This is a genomic window from Nocardia sp. NPDC050713 (assembly GCF_040654315.1).
In the GTDB taxonomy this organism is placed as follows: Bacteria; Actinomycetota; Actinomycetes; order Mycobacteriales; family Mycobacteriaceae; genus Nocardia.
In genome coordinates this window covers 106305-121028 of record NZ_JBFAHS010000009.1, presented here as the reverse complement: position 1 = coordinate 121028, position 14724 = coordinate 106305, and the positions used below count along the sequence as shown (strand labels likewise).

Here is a 14724-nt window from a genome sequence, read left to right as displayed (position 1 = left end):
GTTCGGTGCTCCCACAGAGCGCGTACACGCCTCACACAGCCGCTGGCTGTGTGAGGCGTATGAACGGTGTGTGGGATGCGTTGTCCTCGTGGAGCGTGAGCGAGGGGTGGGCAGGTTGGTTAATGGGTGGGGCTTCGCGGTTCCGTTTCAGCGAAGGCTCGGGCGTAGCGGGTTCCGGTGAGTAGGAGGAGGATTCCGACTACCAAGAAGGCCGCGACTCGGATCAAGCCGTCGAGAGTGGCCAGGTCGAAGAGGAACAGTTTGGCCAGGGCGGCGGTCGTGACCAGCAGGCCGGAGCCGAGGGCGACTTTGGCGATGGCGGCGGAGCGGGAGAGGTTGCGCAGGCCGTAGAGCAGGGCGGCGGTGGCTGCCGCCATCCACAGGATGGTGGCGATGCTGTGGCCGATGACGAATCCGTCCTTCGCGCCGGTCGCGGCGCCGATCGCGACGATCGCGGCGGTCACCAGGTAGAGGGCCGCGCCGCTCGCGGCGATCCAGAGGATCGAGTCCTCCGCGCCGCCCTTCGGCGTGCCCGCCAGTCGGCGGATGGTCCAGACCGCCACCGCGACGACGGCGAGACCGATGATCGCCGCCAGTGTGGTGGAGATGGACAGGTGCTCTTCGGCGAGGCGTTGTGACGCAAGCCTTTCCGGGGTCGCGTTCGCCAGGAAGGCGAGTCCGCCGATCAGTGCGAAGGCGATGCCGAGCCCCGCTGCGACGCCGGAACGCAGCTGGCCTGCCACGCCGAGGAAGCCGAGTGCTACCAGGAGCGTCGCGATGGGGAGGGTCTGCGTGCTCGTCACGCCGACGCATGCCTCGAGCAACGCGAAGGAGCCCGCGACCGCGGCGGCGATGGCGGTGTGTCCCGGAAGCTTGGCCAGCTCACGGGTTTTCGGCAGCAGTGCCAGCGCGGCGGTCGCGAGCAATGCCAGCGCGAAGAGCCCCGCGATCAGTGCGGTGACGCGGCGGTCGAACAGCGCGGGCGCCGCGAGCAACGGAGTGGTCGAGATGGCGAAGGCCACGGTCGCGGTGATGTCATCGGCGCGGCGGCGCACCACGAGCGCGGTGCCGACCGTGCCGATCAGCGCCGTCGCGATCGCGGCGATCAGGAGCCACGGCTCGCGGGTGTGGTCGGCGGTTTCGAGGAGCGCAATGGCGATGCCGACGAGAGTGGCGATCACCGCGGGCGCGGTACGCACGACGTGCAGGAACGGCCAGTCCCGGTCGAATTGCACCGGCACGCAAGCGAGTTGCAGGGCGATCAGGAACCCGAGCAGCACCAGCTCGACGGTCACGAAGGGCGCGAGCAGCGCCGCACCCAGCACCACGAGCACCGCCAGCGGCTGCGACTTCCACTGCATCGCCAGCCCGACGCCACCGGCCGCGACCGCCAACGCCGCCGCCAAACCGAAAACCGGGTTCAACCAGTGATAAATCGCCGTCACGGCGATCACATCGAGGTAAGCGCCCGCGATACCGGTGGCCGCCAACGCGATTCCGCCGACCCGCCCACCAGTCTTACCGAAGACTCGCATCCCCGCTCCGACAAGCACAGCTGAGAAGAGGGCTCCCGCAACTACTCTCGGCACCGGTCCGAAGAATCCGGCCTGCGCCGCGAGGACCAGCAGCATCACCACACCGATCAACGTCACCGCGACACCGGCCACCGCCAGCACCCGGCTGATCACCCCGTCCCGCTGCCACCACGGAACACGCGGTTCGCGCCGCACCGGCGGCACGGGCGGTCGCATCCCAGGCGGCACCATCCCACCACCCATCGGCATCGCACCCCGCTGCGCGCGGCCCCACTCCCGAGGCGGCGCGAAACCCGGCGGCACCGCACCCGATCGGGCCGCCTCACCCGGGGGAGGCACCACGCCCGAGGGCGGCACAACGCCCCAACCCCGCGACGCCGCAGCCGGGTACGCCGACCCATGGCCCGGCCAAGGGACCCCTGAAGGAACGGTCGGCGGAGGCGAAACGGGCGCACTCCCCACGGGAGCAGAGCTCGAATCGCCACCAGTGGATGCCGACGCCGACCGCCCGGCGGCGTCACCAGCCGAACTCGACCCGCCGACAGCGCCTACCGCGGTCGAGTCCGCCACGGCCGCGGAACCGAGGTCCGCCTCGGTCGAGGCCAACCCGCCTCGCGCGGATGTCGAGGCAGGGCCGCGGAGTGGAGCCGGAATCGAATTCGTCCCGTCCGGCGCACCCTCGGTCGCCGGACCGACCACCGCCCCTCCCGGTGCGACCTGCTCGCCCAGCAGCGCCAAATCTCGTCCGAGCGCACCCATCCGCGTACCCAGCGCGGTGAACTCACCCGACAAGCGCGAGATCAGCGCCGGATCGATAGATGTAGTCATATCCCCATGCTCGACCCCTCATACGTACCGAGCATGAGTAGAAACCCCCGGTGACGGGCCGATATCTACCCGATTTCGCCCCGACCGACCCCCAACCGGCTGGCGGTTGGGGGCCGGTCGCGCCAGGCGGTCACGGGGTGGGCGCGGTGCGCATGCCGGTCACCTGGTGGATGGCGCCGATGACGTTCGCCCGCGGCGGCATGCGCAGCACACCGGGCGCTGGCTCGCTCGCCCAGTGCCAGCCGAGGCGGGAGTCGGTGCTCGGCAGCAGCACGTGGCGGCCGCTGGGGATCACGGTGACCTGGTGCCCGGCCAGGCAACGCCGGACGTGCACGTCGACCGGGGTGGCGGGGCTGGGCGGAGTCACCAAAAAGGTCCAGCTGCGGTCGCCGGGCTCCGCGACCACGGGCGCGATCAAGGTCCGGTCCAGCATGGCGAGGACCTTCCTGCCGAGTTCCGGTGGCATGACGATGCCGCCGAGCAGGGTACCGGTGGTCACCACGGGACGTCCGGCGAGCAGTTGGACCGGCAATCCGTACCGATGTCGGAGCAGGTGCGCCGCTTCGTGCGTACTGTGACAACGTTCGAACATGATGCTTCCCCTCAGGCGATTACGGTGCTGTGGCAGGTGATCGGCCGTCGGCGTAGCGGGCCGTGCAGGTCACGGCCGCTCGGGCGCAGCTGTTCGGGTCGAACGAGAAAGACTTGCGATGCGGTCGCGCGATCGGCGCGCCGGGCTCGCACAGTGGTTTTCGGCATCGTTGTCATTGCCGCCGCCCTTTGCGTTCTCAAAGTTGCAGAAAGGCAACGGTATTCCAACCAGAGGCAAACGAGTCGTACGTAATGTCCCACTAGGGATGAACACGAAGGCTTAGCGTCGTACCCTGAAACCCAGATGTAACAAAGGACACGGGTACATGGACGATTCGTCGATCGGGGTGCGGATCCGGCGCTTTCGCGGCAAAGCGCTGACCCAGCGTCAGCTTGCCGACCAGGCCGGAGTGAGCGTGGATCTCGTGCGCAAGCTCGAGCAGGGCGGACGCCAAACCGCGTCCATCGCGAGCCTGCAGAAACTGGCTCGCGCCCTCGACGTGGACATCTCCGATTTGATCGGCAAGCGCCACGGGATACCGTCCGGCAACCCGGACGCGGGCATCGTCGCCATCCGGCGCGCGTTGACCCCCGTGGACGACCTGCTCGGCGAGGTGCCCGAGGAAGAGGCCGTGAGCCTCGACGACGGCCGCCGCGCGGTCGACTACGCCTGGGGCGCGTACTGGGCGGGCCGCTACGAACTGCTCACCGCGATCCTGCCCGCCAACCTCACCCAGCTGCGCGCGACCGTGCACGCCGCACGCAACGGCGCGGTCGCCCCGGCCAACGAACTGCTCGCCCGCATGTGCTGGGTCACCGGTTGCACGCTCGTGCATCTCGGGCAGACCGATCCCGCGTTCCTCGCCATCCGCCAGGCCCTCACCGCCGCCGAACGCGGCGACGATCCGCTGCTGCTCGCGACCATCCGCGGCTCGGTGGCCTGGCAGCTGCTGGTTCAGGGCCGCTACGACGAGTCGCGCGGAGTCGCGCTGCGCGCCGCGACGGAGCTGGAGCCCGCGGGCGAGGTGCCACCCGCGCAGCTGTCCGCGTACGGTTCGCTCGTGTTGCAAGGCGCGACGGCGTCCGGCCGGGCCCAGGACGTGCCGGAGGCGCTCTCGCTGATCGAGGCGGCGGGCGAGGTCGCGCTGCGCATCGGCGCCGACCGCCAGGACTACGAAACCTATTTCGGCCCTTCACAAGTCGTGATGCAGACGGTGGACGTGAACGTTTCGTCCGAACGCTATTCCGAAGCGCTGGCCGCGGCCAAGGAGATGCCCCCGAACAGCGGTCTGCCGCAGGCCTCCCGCGCCCGCCACCTCGCCGACACCGCGGTCGCCCTCACCCGCACCGGCCAGCACCAGCGCGCACTGGACGCCCTGCTGAACGCCGAACGCGTCGGCGGCGGCGACTGGATCAAATACCAATCCCTCCCCCGCCACATCGTCTCCGAGCTCCTCGACCACGACCGCCGAGTTCCCTTGCGCGCCTTCGCCCGCCGCATCGGAGTGAATACCTGACGGGTTCCTGGCCACTTCGCGTCGGCTGTACGCTGCTCCGAATCTCACAGCGTGGCTTTTGCGCGCTGCTCTCCAGCCAGACTTGCGGCATGGCCATCCCGTCGATCGCCACCACCGCTGTGTGCGGACACGTCACCGTGCTGTCGGTGGGCCGCGCGGAGGAGCGACGCAGGGCGGTGACCGAGCCGAAGAGCCCGGCCGCCGCTCAGTGACCGAGCAACTTGCGCCAATGCGCGATGAACGGGTGCTTCGCGGTGACCGAGCCGAAGCGGACGCTTCCGTGCACGACCAGATGGAGGGGGCCGAGTGGTGGGCCGGTGCGAACCTTGTTGTTGACGCTCGCGCCGATGAGGTCGAGGCCGTTCAGGTCGACGGTGGCCTCGGCGGGCACCACCAGTGTCAGCGAGCTGCAGAAATCGTCGACGTTCAGCTCGACCACCTGGGTCGACATCACCGCCTCGGTGAAATCGAGAGTCACGCCCGAGAACCAGTTGTTCAGGTGCAGTGTGGGCGCGACCTGCCACGGCCCGCGCCGAGTCACGCCCGACATGCGGCCGCGGATCACGTTGCCCGCCGGAATGGGCGGCATGGGCGGCCGCTTCGCGAACGAGGGCGTCGAGTTCACGAAGGGCGTGGGCCGGGCGGCGGGCTGGCCGATCATGCGCACGCCCGGCAGGTCGATGAGCACGGCGTTCAGTTCGCCGCGGGTCTTGGCGGCGAGGGCGGTGTCCATCCGTTCGGTGAACTCGCCGAGCGAGAGCATCCCGAGCCCGACCGCCCGCTGCAGCAGCTGACCGACGTGCTCGCGTTCGGCGTCGGAGACGCGCAGATCCCGATCACCGACGGAGCCGACGCCATTGGATACCGATTCGGGTCCGCCCATGGCTTCGAGATTACCGAGGTTCGCCGGTTCTCGGCATCAGGGCGTTCCCCGATGACGGCGGGGGCCGGTGCACCTTGCCTTCAGTGTGGCTCTCCGTGCGAGTGCCTGCCAACGGAAAAGGCAAGGCCTGTTCGTGTGCCGTCTCCGCACAAGAGTACGAGCCGGGTGCGCGGCTCCTCCGTTGGTCGGATGCCGCGCTACTCGAGGCCCTGTTCGATCGCGTACCTGGTGAGCTCGACGCGGTTGGCCAACTGCAACTTCCGCAACGTCGCCTGCACGTGGTTCTCCACGGTGCGATGACTCAACCCGAGCCGCGACGCGATCTGCTTGGCGGACAACCCTTTCGCCACCATCCGCAGCACCTCGGTCTCCCGCTCGGTGAGCGCGGGCCGGTGCGGTTCGTCGGGCTCGGCGGGCGCGGTCGCCATCCGGCGGTATTCGCCGAGCACCAGCCCGGCCAACCCCGGAGTGAACACCGGCTGACCAGCCGCCGTCGCACGCACCGCATCGATCAGTTCCGCCGCCGACGCGCTCTTGACCAGGTAACCGGAGGCCCCCGCCTTGATCGCGTCGAGCACGTCGTCGCGCTCGGCCGACGCGGAGAGCACGAGCACTCGGCTCTGCGGCGACACTCGCAACACCTCGGCGGTGGCCGTCGCGCCGTTCCCGTCGGGCAGCTGCATGTCCATCAGCACGACGTCGGGTCGCACCGCCGCGGCGCGCCTGGTGGCCGAGCCGACGCCGTCCGCGGTCGCGACGACCTCGAATCCGGCCTCGGCGAGGTCGCGGGAGACCCCGTCGCGCCACATCGGGTGGTCGTCCACCACCATCACCGAAATGGTCTCGGCCGCACCGTCGGTCACCGCACCGCTCCTTCCGCTTACTTCATCCTGCCAGGTCAGCGCGCATCGCGTGGCACGCGGAACTCCCACTCGACGCCTTCGCCCACGCTGCCTTCGGTGAGCAGTTCGGCGGTGCCGCCGAGCGCGGCGATGCGACCGACGATCGACCGCGAAACCCCCATCCGCCCTTCGGCCTCCGCCTCGGCCAGCCGCCCCTGTGCGATGCCGACGCCGTCGTCGCGCACGCTGACGATCAGCTCGTCGCCGGTATCCTCCAGCAGCACATACGCTTTGGCGTCCGCACCGGCGTGCAGCTCGACATTGGCCAAGGCCGTGGCGACAGCGGCGGCGAGTTCGCCCGCGGCCCAACGCCCCACCCGAACCGGCTCGCCCGGCGTGGACACGAAGACCTTCGGCGTCGCGTGCACGGTCAGCAGCGGACGCAGGTCCACCTCCGCGCCGCCCGCGTCCTCGCGCGCGCCCTGCTCGGAGATCAGCACGCGCAGCGCGACCTCCTGCTCACCGGCACGTAGCGCCAATTCCTCGGTGGGACCGCCGATTTCGCTACCGCGCCGCTTGATGTAGCTGAGTACCTGGAGCACGCCGTCGTGCACTTCGCGGGCGAGCCGCTCGCGTTCCTCGGCGGCGGCGGTCAGGCGCACCGCGCGCTGCAACTGCTCCTGCGCGCGCCGGGCGGTGTTGGCGGCCAGCCCGAGCGCGAGGCCGACCGAGACGAGCACCGGCGCGGTCGCGTCGGCCCACACATCCTGACCCCACTGGTCGCGCACGGTGATGATGACCGCGGCGATCGAGAGCCCGGACGCGATCCCAGCGACCGGACCGCGCAGGATCGCCGCCGAGATCACCGCGTTGGCCGCCCACATGGTCGTCGGCAGGGTCTGGTGCCCGTGGTACCAGTCGTAGTCGGCGACCAGCCGGGTCGCGGCGACCAAACCGATCACCACGACGTGGTCGCCGATCACCACCCAGACCCGAACCTTGGCCACGTCGGCGACCTGCCACTGGGAGAGCATCAGCGCAGAAAGCCCGGACCACACCACCATCAGCGCGATGAATACCCAGCTCAGGCGCTGGTTCTGGTAGTAGGGCACCGACGCGATCTGCTGACCGACCGCGTACAGCAGCGTGACGAGCCGGAACGCCTGCACGGCCCGCCACAGCGGCGCGGTCGCCGCGTCGGCGGGACTGAGCTCAGCCGACGGAGTCCGGGGCATCGGTTCCCCCGTGGTGGTTGTCGCCGGAATCCTTCGCCAGGCGCGGACCGTCTCGGCCCGCTGCGGAATCGGCATCAGCACTTCGCAGCGCGAGGTTCGAGCGCGCGGACTCCTCCGCCACCGTCGCCGCCACGTCGAATCGCCCGGGGTCCGGCCGGTCCGGCTCCGCCGAATACAACCCGTGCTCGGCGGTCTGGAGTTCGCCGAACGCCTCCTCCGGACGCCCGGCGAGCAACGATCGGATGGCCGTGTTCATCACCGCCACGGCGGGCACCGCGAGCAGGCCGCCCGCGATTCCGCCGAGCACCACGCCCGCCGCGATCGCCAGCACCACCGCCAGCGGGTGAATGCTCACCGCGCGGCCGAGCAGCAGTGGTTGCAGCACGTGGCTTTCCAGCTGCATGACCGCGATGATGATGCCGAGCACGATCAGCGCCGTCACCAGACCCTTGGTGACCAGCGCGATGAACACCGCGATGGAACCGGCGAGAAACGCGCCGATGATCGGGATGAACGCGCTGATGAACACCAGCGAGGCCAGCGGTAGCGCCAAGGGCACCCCGAGTATGGCCAGGCCCGCGCCGATGCCGATGGCGTCGACGGCCGCGACGACCACCGTGGCGCGCACGAAGCCGACCAGCGATCCGAAGCCGAGCTGACCGGCCAGCCGGACCCGCTCCCGATGCTGGGTCGGCACGGCCCGGGTGACGAACTCCCAGACCTGATCACCCCCGTAGAGGAAGAAGATCAGGATGAACAGCGTGAGGAAGGTGCCGGTGAGGATGTGGCCGATCACCGTGGCCGTGGTGAGCGCGCCGGAGGTGAGACTGTCCTGATTGGACTGGATGGCCTTGACGATGGTGTCGCCCGCGTTGCGGATCTGGTCGTCGCTGAGGTGCGGCGGACCGTTGATCAGCCAGTCCTGGACTCGGTGGATGCTGTCGGTGAATTCGTCGGACAGCTGCGGCACACCGGCGACGAACTGCTCGATGACGAAGGTCATGATCCCGGCGACCAGCCCGAGCGAGCCGACCAGCGAGACGAAAACCCCCACCCACCTCGGCACACCGAGCCGCTGCATCCAGTCCACCAGCGGCGCGAGCAGCGCGGCGGCGAGCAGCGCGATGGCCATCGGGATGACGACGGACGCCAGCCGCTGCACGATCATCGCCAGGGCGATCACCGCGGCCAAGATGACCAGCAGGCGCCACGCCCACTCCGCGGTCTGCCGGACTATCGGGTGCACCGCGTCCGCGGCGGAGTTCCGGCGCGGGCGTTCCTCGAGCTCGGTCACCTCGCTCAGGGTAACGGAGGTCGCCGACCAACTCGCCCCGCCGGACAGCCGCACGTGGACGAATGATCGAAACGCTAGATTAGGGGGCGTGTCAGCGCCCTTGGAAGCGGTCAAACAGACCATGCGTACGCGCTGGCCGCTTTACCTGACATCGATGCTGTTGGCGAACGCCTTCGGCGCGGTGCTGGTGTGGGCGTTCATCCAGTACGGACTCCCCGTTCCGGAAGGCGAGGCGGCCGGTACCCGACGCACCGGTCTGCTCATCCCCGCCCTCGTCTTCATCGCGGGCGGACTGCTCAGCCTCGCCGCTTCCGCGCTGATGCTGCGCCCGGTCATGCGTTGGCAGATGCGCGGCGGGCCGCCGAGCCGCCAGGAACAGATGGCCGCGCTGCACGCGCCGTTGCGCCAGGCGATGCTGCATCTGGCGCTGTGGTTGGTCGGCGGCGCGGTGCTCGCCGGACTCATCATCTCCGACACGCCCGAGCTGGCGGGCGCGGTGATCGTCACCGAGTGCATGGCGGCGACCATCGTGTTCGGCTTCACCTACATGCTCGGCGAGCGCATCCTGCGGCCGGTCGCCGCGCAGGCGTTGACCGAGGGCATCTTCGATCACACCCTGACGCCGGGCGTCGGCACCAGGATGGCGATGACCTGGGGCATGGGTACCTTCGCGCCGACCATCGCCATCGTGCTGCTGTGCGTCACCCAGATCTCTTCGGAGGTGAAGTTCTCGGCGCAGTCGCTGGCGATCTCGATCCTGCTGCTCTGCGGCGTGGTGATCTTGCAGGCGCTGGCGCTGTCCATGCTCACCGGCTCGAGCATCTCCGATCCGGTGCGTCAGCTCAGCCAGGCCATCGACCGGGTGCAGGAAGGCGCCCGCGACGTGCAGGTCGAGGTGTTCGACGGCAGCGAGATAGGTCTGCTCCAGGTCGGCTTCAACCGGATGATGGAGGAGGCGGCCAAGCGGCGCCAGCTCCAGGAACTGTTCGGCCAGCACGTCGGCGAGGAGGTCGCCCAGCGCGCCCTCGACTACGGCACCGAGCTCGGCGGCGAGACCCGGTTCGTCGCGGTGCTGTTCGTGGACATGGTCGGCTCCACCGCGACCGCCGCCGAACGGCCGCCCACCGAGGTGGTGAGCCTGCTCAACGAGTTCTTCCGGATCGTGGTCGACGTGATCGACCGCCACCACGGGTTCGTCAACAAGTTCGTCGGCGACGCGGCGCTGGCCATCTTCGGCGCGCCGCTGGACCGGCCGGACGCGCCCACCGCGGCGCTCGCGGCGGGTCGCGAACTGCGCGAGGCGCTGCGCGAAGTGCCCGGGCTCGACATCGGCATCGGCGTCTCCGCCGGTCTCGCGGTCGCCGGAAATATCGGCGCCGCCAATCGTTTCGAATACACGGTGATCGGCGACCCGGTCAACGAGGCCTCCCGCTTGACCGAATTGGCCAAAGACCAACCCGGCCGGGTGCTCGCCTCCGGCAGCGCGTTGTATTTCGCGGAGGAAAGCGAGCAGGAGTTCTGGATCGCGGGCGAGGAAGTGCAGCTGCGCGGTAGGCGACGGAAAACGCGATTGGCCTGGCCGAAAGAAGGCGCCGACCCGCGCACCGATGCCGACGCCGAAACAATTCCTTCGCTAGGCTGATCGGCGTGACGGCCAACGGGGATCCAGCGGGCGAGCCTGCACCGCGAGCGTCCACCGTCGAGCAGGGCCGGCGCAAATTCTGGTGGGTCAAATGGTTGCTGGGCGCCGCGCTGCTGGCTTTGTTGATCGGCGAAGGCGTCTATCTGTGGCCGCGACTACACGAATCCTGGCGAAAGCTCACCGAAATTCATTGGGGCTGGGTCGCGGCCTGTATCTGGTTTCAAGCGCTTTCGATGAGCGGATTCGGCCGGGTGCAGAAACAACTGCTGCACGCGGGCGGCGTCGATGTGAGTCAGCGCAAATCCGTGGCAGTCGTCTACGGCGCGACCGCGATGTCGGTGACATTGCCCGCGGGACAAGTCTTCTCCACCGCGTTCACCTATCGACAGACCCGGCGTTGGGGCGCGAGTCCGATCGTCGCTTCCTGGCAGCTGGTCATCTCCGGTGTGATCGCCACCGCCGGGCTGGCGCTGCTCGCCGTCGGCGGCGCGCTGCTGGTCGGCAACCGAGTCGGGCCGTTCAAGCTGATCCTCTCGCTCGCCGCGGTGGCCGCCCTGATCTGGGCGGGCAACTACATCTCGCGCAATCCGGGCTCACTGGAGAAGGTGCTGCGGAGGCTGCTCGCGCTGGTCAACCGGATTCGTAAACGGCCAGCGGACCACGGGATGGCGAAGGTCGCCGAGATCCTCACCCAGCTCGAGTCGGTGGATCTCGGCAAACGCGACGGGTTCTGGGTGGCGGGCTGGGCCGTCGTGCACCGATTCGGCGACGTCGCCTGCCTCGGCGCGGCCTGCTACGCCGTCGGCGCCGAGCCGAAACTCGCCGGACTGCTCATCGCCTTCACCGCGGGCAAGGCCGTCGGTTCCATCCCGTTCGCCCCCGGCGGCATCGTCTACGTCGACGCGACACTGATCTACGGCCTCACCGCGGGCGCTGGACTGCCCGCCGCCCAAGCGGTCGCCGCGGCGTTCGTCTACCGCATGATCAGCTTCATCCTGGTCGCGATCGTCGGCTGGATCGTCTTCGCGTTCCTCTTCCGCACCCCGTCGGCCGACGAGGTCGCTTACGAAAAGGAATTCGAAACCCGCCGCACGCTGTGACCACCTCACGCGACCGGTCGGAGTAGATCTTCGCCGGGGATGCTGTGAACCGCCGCGTGACTCGTCAGGGCAGGTCTCGGGGCGGTGTCGTGATCGAGATCGAAATGACGCCGCACTACGCTTGCGCAGGTGAAGAGACTGGCTCCGGTGGCGGCAGACGCAGTGTTGGTGATCTTGTTCTGTGTCATCGGGCGGCGCAGTCATGACGAGGCGGTGATCGCGGGGCTCCTGAAGACGCTGTGGCCGTTCGCGATCGGGCTGGCGATCGGGTGGGCTATCGCGCTGGCCGTCGGCGGTCGCGCGGGGCGTTTCGACGGGACGGTCGTGTGGCCCACGGGAGTCGTTGTCTGGTTGTCCACGCTCATCGGCGGTATGGTGCTGCGCGCGATCAGCGGGCAGGGGACCGCTTTCAGCTTCGTGCTGGTCGCGGGCACGGTGCTCGCGTTGTTCCTGCTGGGTTGGCGCGCGGCGATCCGGGCGCTCAACTGATTCGCGGAACCGATTGGACCCGCTCGACCCGCTCTTCCGTCGTCACGATGAAGGCCTCGGGCCCGAGCGCCGCACGAGCGATCAGCCCCTGCTGATCACGGCTCCGGCGTCGCCAGCGACTGCAACATCCGGGCCGCCATCCGAGCGGTCGCGTTCCCGCTGTCCACATCGTTGATGTGAATAGCGAACGCCAGATCGCCCATGTTGGCGATCAACCAACCGTCCTCGCCCGCGGTCGCCGCGTAGGCGATCACGGGGTGCGGTCGCAACGGTGTCAGATGGGGAGCCCCGGTGGCCTCGCGCAACATGGTGCGCAGCCGTTCGGTCAGCTCGCCGCCCAACGGCGCCAGCTGCGCGTCGGTGCCGCCGGTGCGCGCGACCTCGATCTTCGGCGCGGGCACCTCGCCGCGCGCGATCGACGCCGCCGCGATCGCCATCCCGAACGGGCTGGCCAGCACCGCGTCCGACCCGCCGCCCTGGCGTACCTGCTCGGCGCTGCGCCCGGCGATGGCGAGCCGTCCGGTGACCTCGTCCAGCCCCGGCACCTGGTAATCGATGCCGATGCCGAGCCTGCTCGCGGCCTCCGCCGCTTCCTGCACCGAGACGTCCTGCGGCGCCTTGCCATTGGTCGCCGCCGCGACGGCACGGAACAGCTCGATATTGCCGCCCACCGGATACAGACCCGTGAACGCGACCGGACCGTGCGCGCTGGCCTGGCTGTTCTGCGCGACCGCGACCACCGCGCCGCTGGACGGCTGGATCGCCACGATGGAGGCGGGCGTGCCGACGCTCACCACCGCGTCCTCGGCGGCGCGCTGCAAGCGCTGGTCCATGGTGGCGATGATGTCCGGCCCCGGCGGACCCTGGTAACCGGCGACCTGGCTGATGAATCGCCCGTCCGGCTCGAAGATCTGCACGCCCCAGCCGGAGTGCTCCTCCTGGCTGGTCTCCCATACCTTGCGCAGCGCGTCCAGCTGCGGTGACCAGACCCGGCGGTCCGAGGAGATCAGGCGCGGGTGCTTCTCCATCACCACACCGGGAATCGGCGCCATGCGCGGTTCGAGGATCGCGAAATCACCCTCGCGCAGGTTGACCGCGACGATCGGCTTGCCCTGCGAGGACGCCAGCTGCTGCATCAGCGACGGACCGGTGATCAGCGGCGCGACCGGCTCGATGGCCTTGGCCAGCGCGTCGGTGGAGGCGACCGGGTCGGACATCCGCGTGGGATCGAGCTTGATCACATTGATGACCTGCTCGTGCATCAGCGGTGCGCCGACCATGTCGAGCACCCGGGGCGGCGGCTTCGGCGTGGTGCGCACCAGCTTCACGGTGCGGTTGCCTTGCAGCTGCGGCATCACGACCGACGGCTCCCACGAGATCCGCCAGCCGATCGCGAGCTTGCGCACCGTGCCCTGGATGCTGTATTCCCAGTTCTTGTTCTCGCCGAAGCTCCAGTCGACGTCCATGCTGAAGATCGCCGACTGCGCGTCCAAGCCGATGAATTGGGTCTTCTGGTAGTCGACCTTGCCGGGAGCGAGACCCTCGAACATTTGCTTCAGCGTTGCGGAAGCGGCGTTCGGGTAGGAGGTGAGCTCCGATGCCTTCTTGTAATCCTGCTGATCGAGAAGTTCGGTGAAGCGCTCGACGACGGCCGCGGGCTCATTGGGTTCCTCGCGAAACCCGCAGGAGCCCATGGTGACTGCCACAGCCGCCACTCCCGCGAGTGCCATTGCGCCCCGAACGCGAAAGCGGCGGGATCCCCACACATCCATGTCGCCCACTCTTCACTCTTGTCACTCCAGCAACAAGACCACCGTACCTGAAATGAACCTGTTCGCGACGTCCCGGTGACCGGGCCGTTACCCATGCTCAGCATTGTCAATTGTGCCCGAAGACAGCTTCTCCGATGGCCCGAACGATAACGGCATCCAGTCACAAGGCGATAACCGGCGCCGCTACCGTACCGGCCGGAACGCGAACGCGGGCGATAACCACCTACGCCGATGATCCGTCTCGAGCCGAACCCGCTCGGCACAATGCGACCTCCCTGGAGTACCCCCTTCCGACCCTGTTCACGCAGAGCGGAACCGCCGTGCTGTCTTGCGGCGTAATCTTGTAATCATTGAAAGCACTGCACGACAGTAAGTCAGGTGACGCGCCATGAGAAACGAACATCGCGGACGAGGTTTCGGACGCCCCGGCGGTTGGCAGCAGGCCGATCTCCCCGACCCCGCCGACGTGCCCGACTGGTTCGCCGGACGATTGCCCAGCGACTGGTTCGTCGGCAAACCGGTCATCGAAGTCGACCGCGACGAGATCGTGGTGATCGGCGAACTGCCACTGCCCAAGCCCGAGCGCGCCGACGGCGAGGACACCGAAGCGCCCACCGAGAAGATCCCGACCGCGACGAAAGAGGGCGCCGTCGCCCGCTTCCGCGAATCCACCCGCCCCGCGCGGATGCAGATCGCGGGCGAGGCCCAGCGCCGCTACGCCCGCAATGTCGCGTGGGGCGTCTCGGTGGACGGCGAGCGAATCATGTTCACCCAGCTGGCAGTTCCCGTGATGACGCGGCTGCGCCAGCAGGAGCGCAAGGTCCTCGACACCCTTGTCGACTCCGGCGTCGCCCGTTCCCGCTCGGACGCGCTGGCCTGGACGGTGAAACTCGCGGGCAAGCACGCCGAGGCGTGGCTCGAGGAGCTGCGCACCGCCATGCGCAAAGTGGACGACCTGCGTTCGGAAGGTCCGAAGGGTCTGTGAATTAGGGTGAC

The 14724-nt window shown here is 68.9% G+C and carries 13 protein-coding genes; 6 read left to right on the top strand and 7 right to left on the bottom strand.

The window, feature by feature from the left end; genetic code table 11:
* Window positions 1-119: 119 nt before the first annotated feature.
* Window positions 120-1751 (bottom strand): DUF2339 domain-containing protein, encoded by a 1632-nt coding sequence (locus tag AB0H49_RS18530; protein ID WP_357252894.1) that lies wholly within the window; start codon window positions 1749-1751, stop codon window positions 120-122.
* A 742-nt stretch (window positions 1752-2493) separates the two neighbouring features.
* Window positions 2494-2955, bottom strand: a complete 462-nt coding sequence (locus tag AB0H49_RS18525; RefSeq protein ID WP_354998480.1) for a hypothetical protein — start codon at window positions 2953-2955, stop codon at window positions 2494-2496.
* Window positions 2956-3280: 325 nt separating this feature from the next.
* Here AB0H49_RS18525 and AB0H49_RS18520 point away from each other — a divergent pair, with 325 nt between their 5' ends.
* Together AB0H49_RS18520 and AB0H49_RS18515 are read left to right on the top strand one after the other, a co-directional pair.
* Window positions 3281-4471 (top strand): helix-turn-helix transcriptional regulator, encoded by a 1191-nt coding sequence (locus AB0H49_RS18520; RefSeq protein ID WP_357252890.1) that lies wholly within the window; start codon window positions 3281-3283, stop codon window positions 4469-4471.
* Between the two features lie 89 nt (window positions 4472-4560).
* Window positions 4561-4683, top strand: coding sequence for a hypothetical protein (locus AB0H49_RS18515; protein WP_357252887.1), 123 nt, complete (start codon window positions 4561-4563; stop codon window positions 4681-4683).
* On the opposite strand, the gene AB0H49_RS18510 is transcribed toward AB0H49_RS18515, so the two are convergent.
* From AB0H49_RS18510 to AB0H49_RS18495, 4 genes are all read right to left on the bottom strand, one after another.
* On the bottom strand, window positions 4677-5354 hold the full coding sequence (locus tag AB0H49_RS18510) for a DUF1707 domain-containing protein (RefSeq protein WP_357252884.1): 678 nt from the start codon (window positions 5352-5354) through the stop codon (window positions 4677-4679). The genes AB0H49_RS18515 and AB0H49_RS18510 overlap by 7 nt on opposite strands.
* 197 nt (window positions 5355-5551) lie before the next feature.
* Window positions 5552-6184, bottom strand: a complete 633-nt coding sequence (locus tag AB0H49_RS18505) for a response regulator transcription factor (RefSeq protein WP_354999013.1) — start codon at window positions 6182-6184, stop codon at window positions 5552-5554.
* A gap of 68 nt (window positions 6185-6252) precedes the next feature.
* Window positions 6253-7431, bottom strand: coding sequence for a DUF5931 domain-containing protein (locus AB0H49_RS18500; protein ID WP_357252881.1), 1179 nt, complete (start codon window positions 7429-7431; stop codon window positions 6253-6255).
* Entirely contained in the window at window positions 7409-8725 is a 1317-nt protein-coding gene (locus AB0H49_RS18495) for an AI-2E family transporter (protein WP_357252878.1), read from the bottom strand. Before AB0H49_RS18495 ends, AB0H49_RS18500 begins: the two co-directional genes overlap by 23 nt.
* 121 nt (window positions 8726-8846) lie before the next feature.
* On the opposite strand from AB0H49_RS18495, the gene AB0H49_RS18490 reads away from it, so the two are divergent.
* The 3 genes from AB0H49_RS18490 (at window position 8847) to AB0H49_RS18480 (ending at window position 11956) form a co-directional block, all read left to right on the top strand.
* Entirely contained in the window at window positions 8847-10367 is a 1521-nt protein-coding gene (locus AB0H49_RS18490) for an adenylate/guanylate cyclase domain-containing protein (protein WP_354999012.1), read from the top strand.
* 5 nt (window positions 10368-10372) lie between these two features.
* Window positions 10373-11467 carry a YbhN family protein gene (locus tag AB0H49_RS18485; RefSeq protein WP_357252876.1) on the top strand — a complete coding sequence of 365 codons (1095 nt, stop codon included), beginning with the start codon at window positions 10373-10375 and terminating at the stop codon, window positions 11465-11467.
* A gap of 129 nt (window positions 11468-11596) precedes the next feature.
* Window positions 11597-11956, top strand: coding sequence for a DUF3054 domain-containing protein (locus AB0H49_RS18480; RefSeq protein ID WP_354998474.1), 360 nt, complete (start codon window positions 11597-11599; stop codon window positions 11954-11956).
* Between the two features lie 95 nt (window positions 11957-12051).
* Here AB0H49_RS18480 and AB0H49_RS18475 read toward each other — a convergent pair whose 3' ends face one another.
* Window positions 12052-13662 (bottom strand): NTF2-like N-terminal transpeptidase domain-containing protein, encoded by a 1611-nt coding sequence (locus tag AB0H49_RS18475; protein ID WP_357252871.1) that lies wholly within the window; start codon window positions 13660-13662, stop codon window positions 12052-12054.
* A gap of 454 nt (window positions 13663-14116) precedes the next feature.
* On the opposite strand from AB0H49_RS18475, the gene AB0H49_RS18470 reads away from it, so the two are divergent.
* The gene (locus tag AB0H49_RS18470) at window positions 14117-14713 is read left to right on the top strand and encodes a hypothetical protein (protein WP_354998472.1); all 597 of its coding nucleotides are present in this window, start codon (window positions 14117-14119) and stop codon (window positions 14711-14713) included.
* Window positions 14714-14724: the final 11 nt, after the last annotated feature.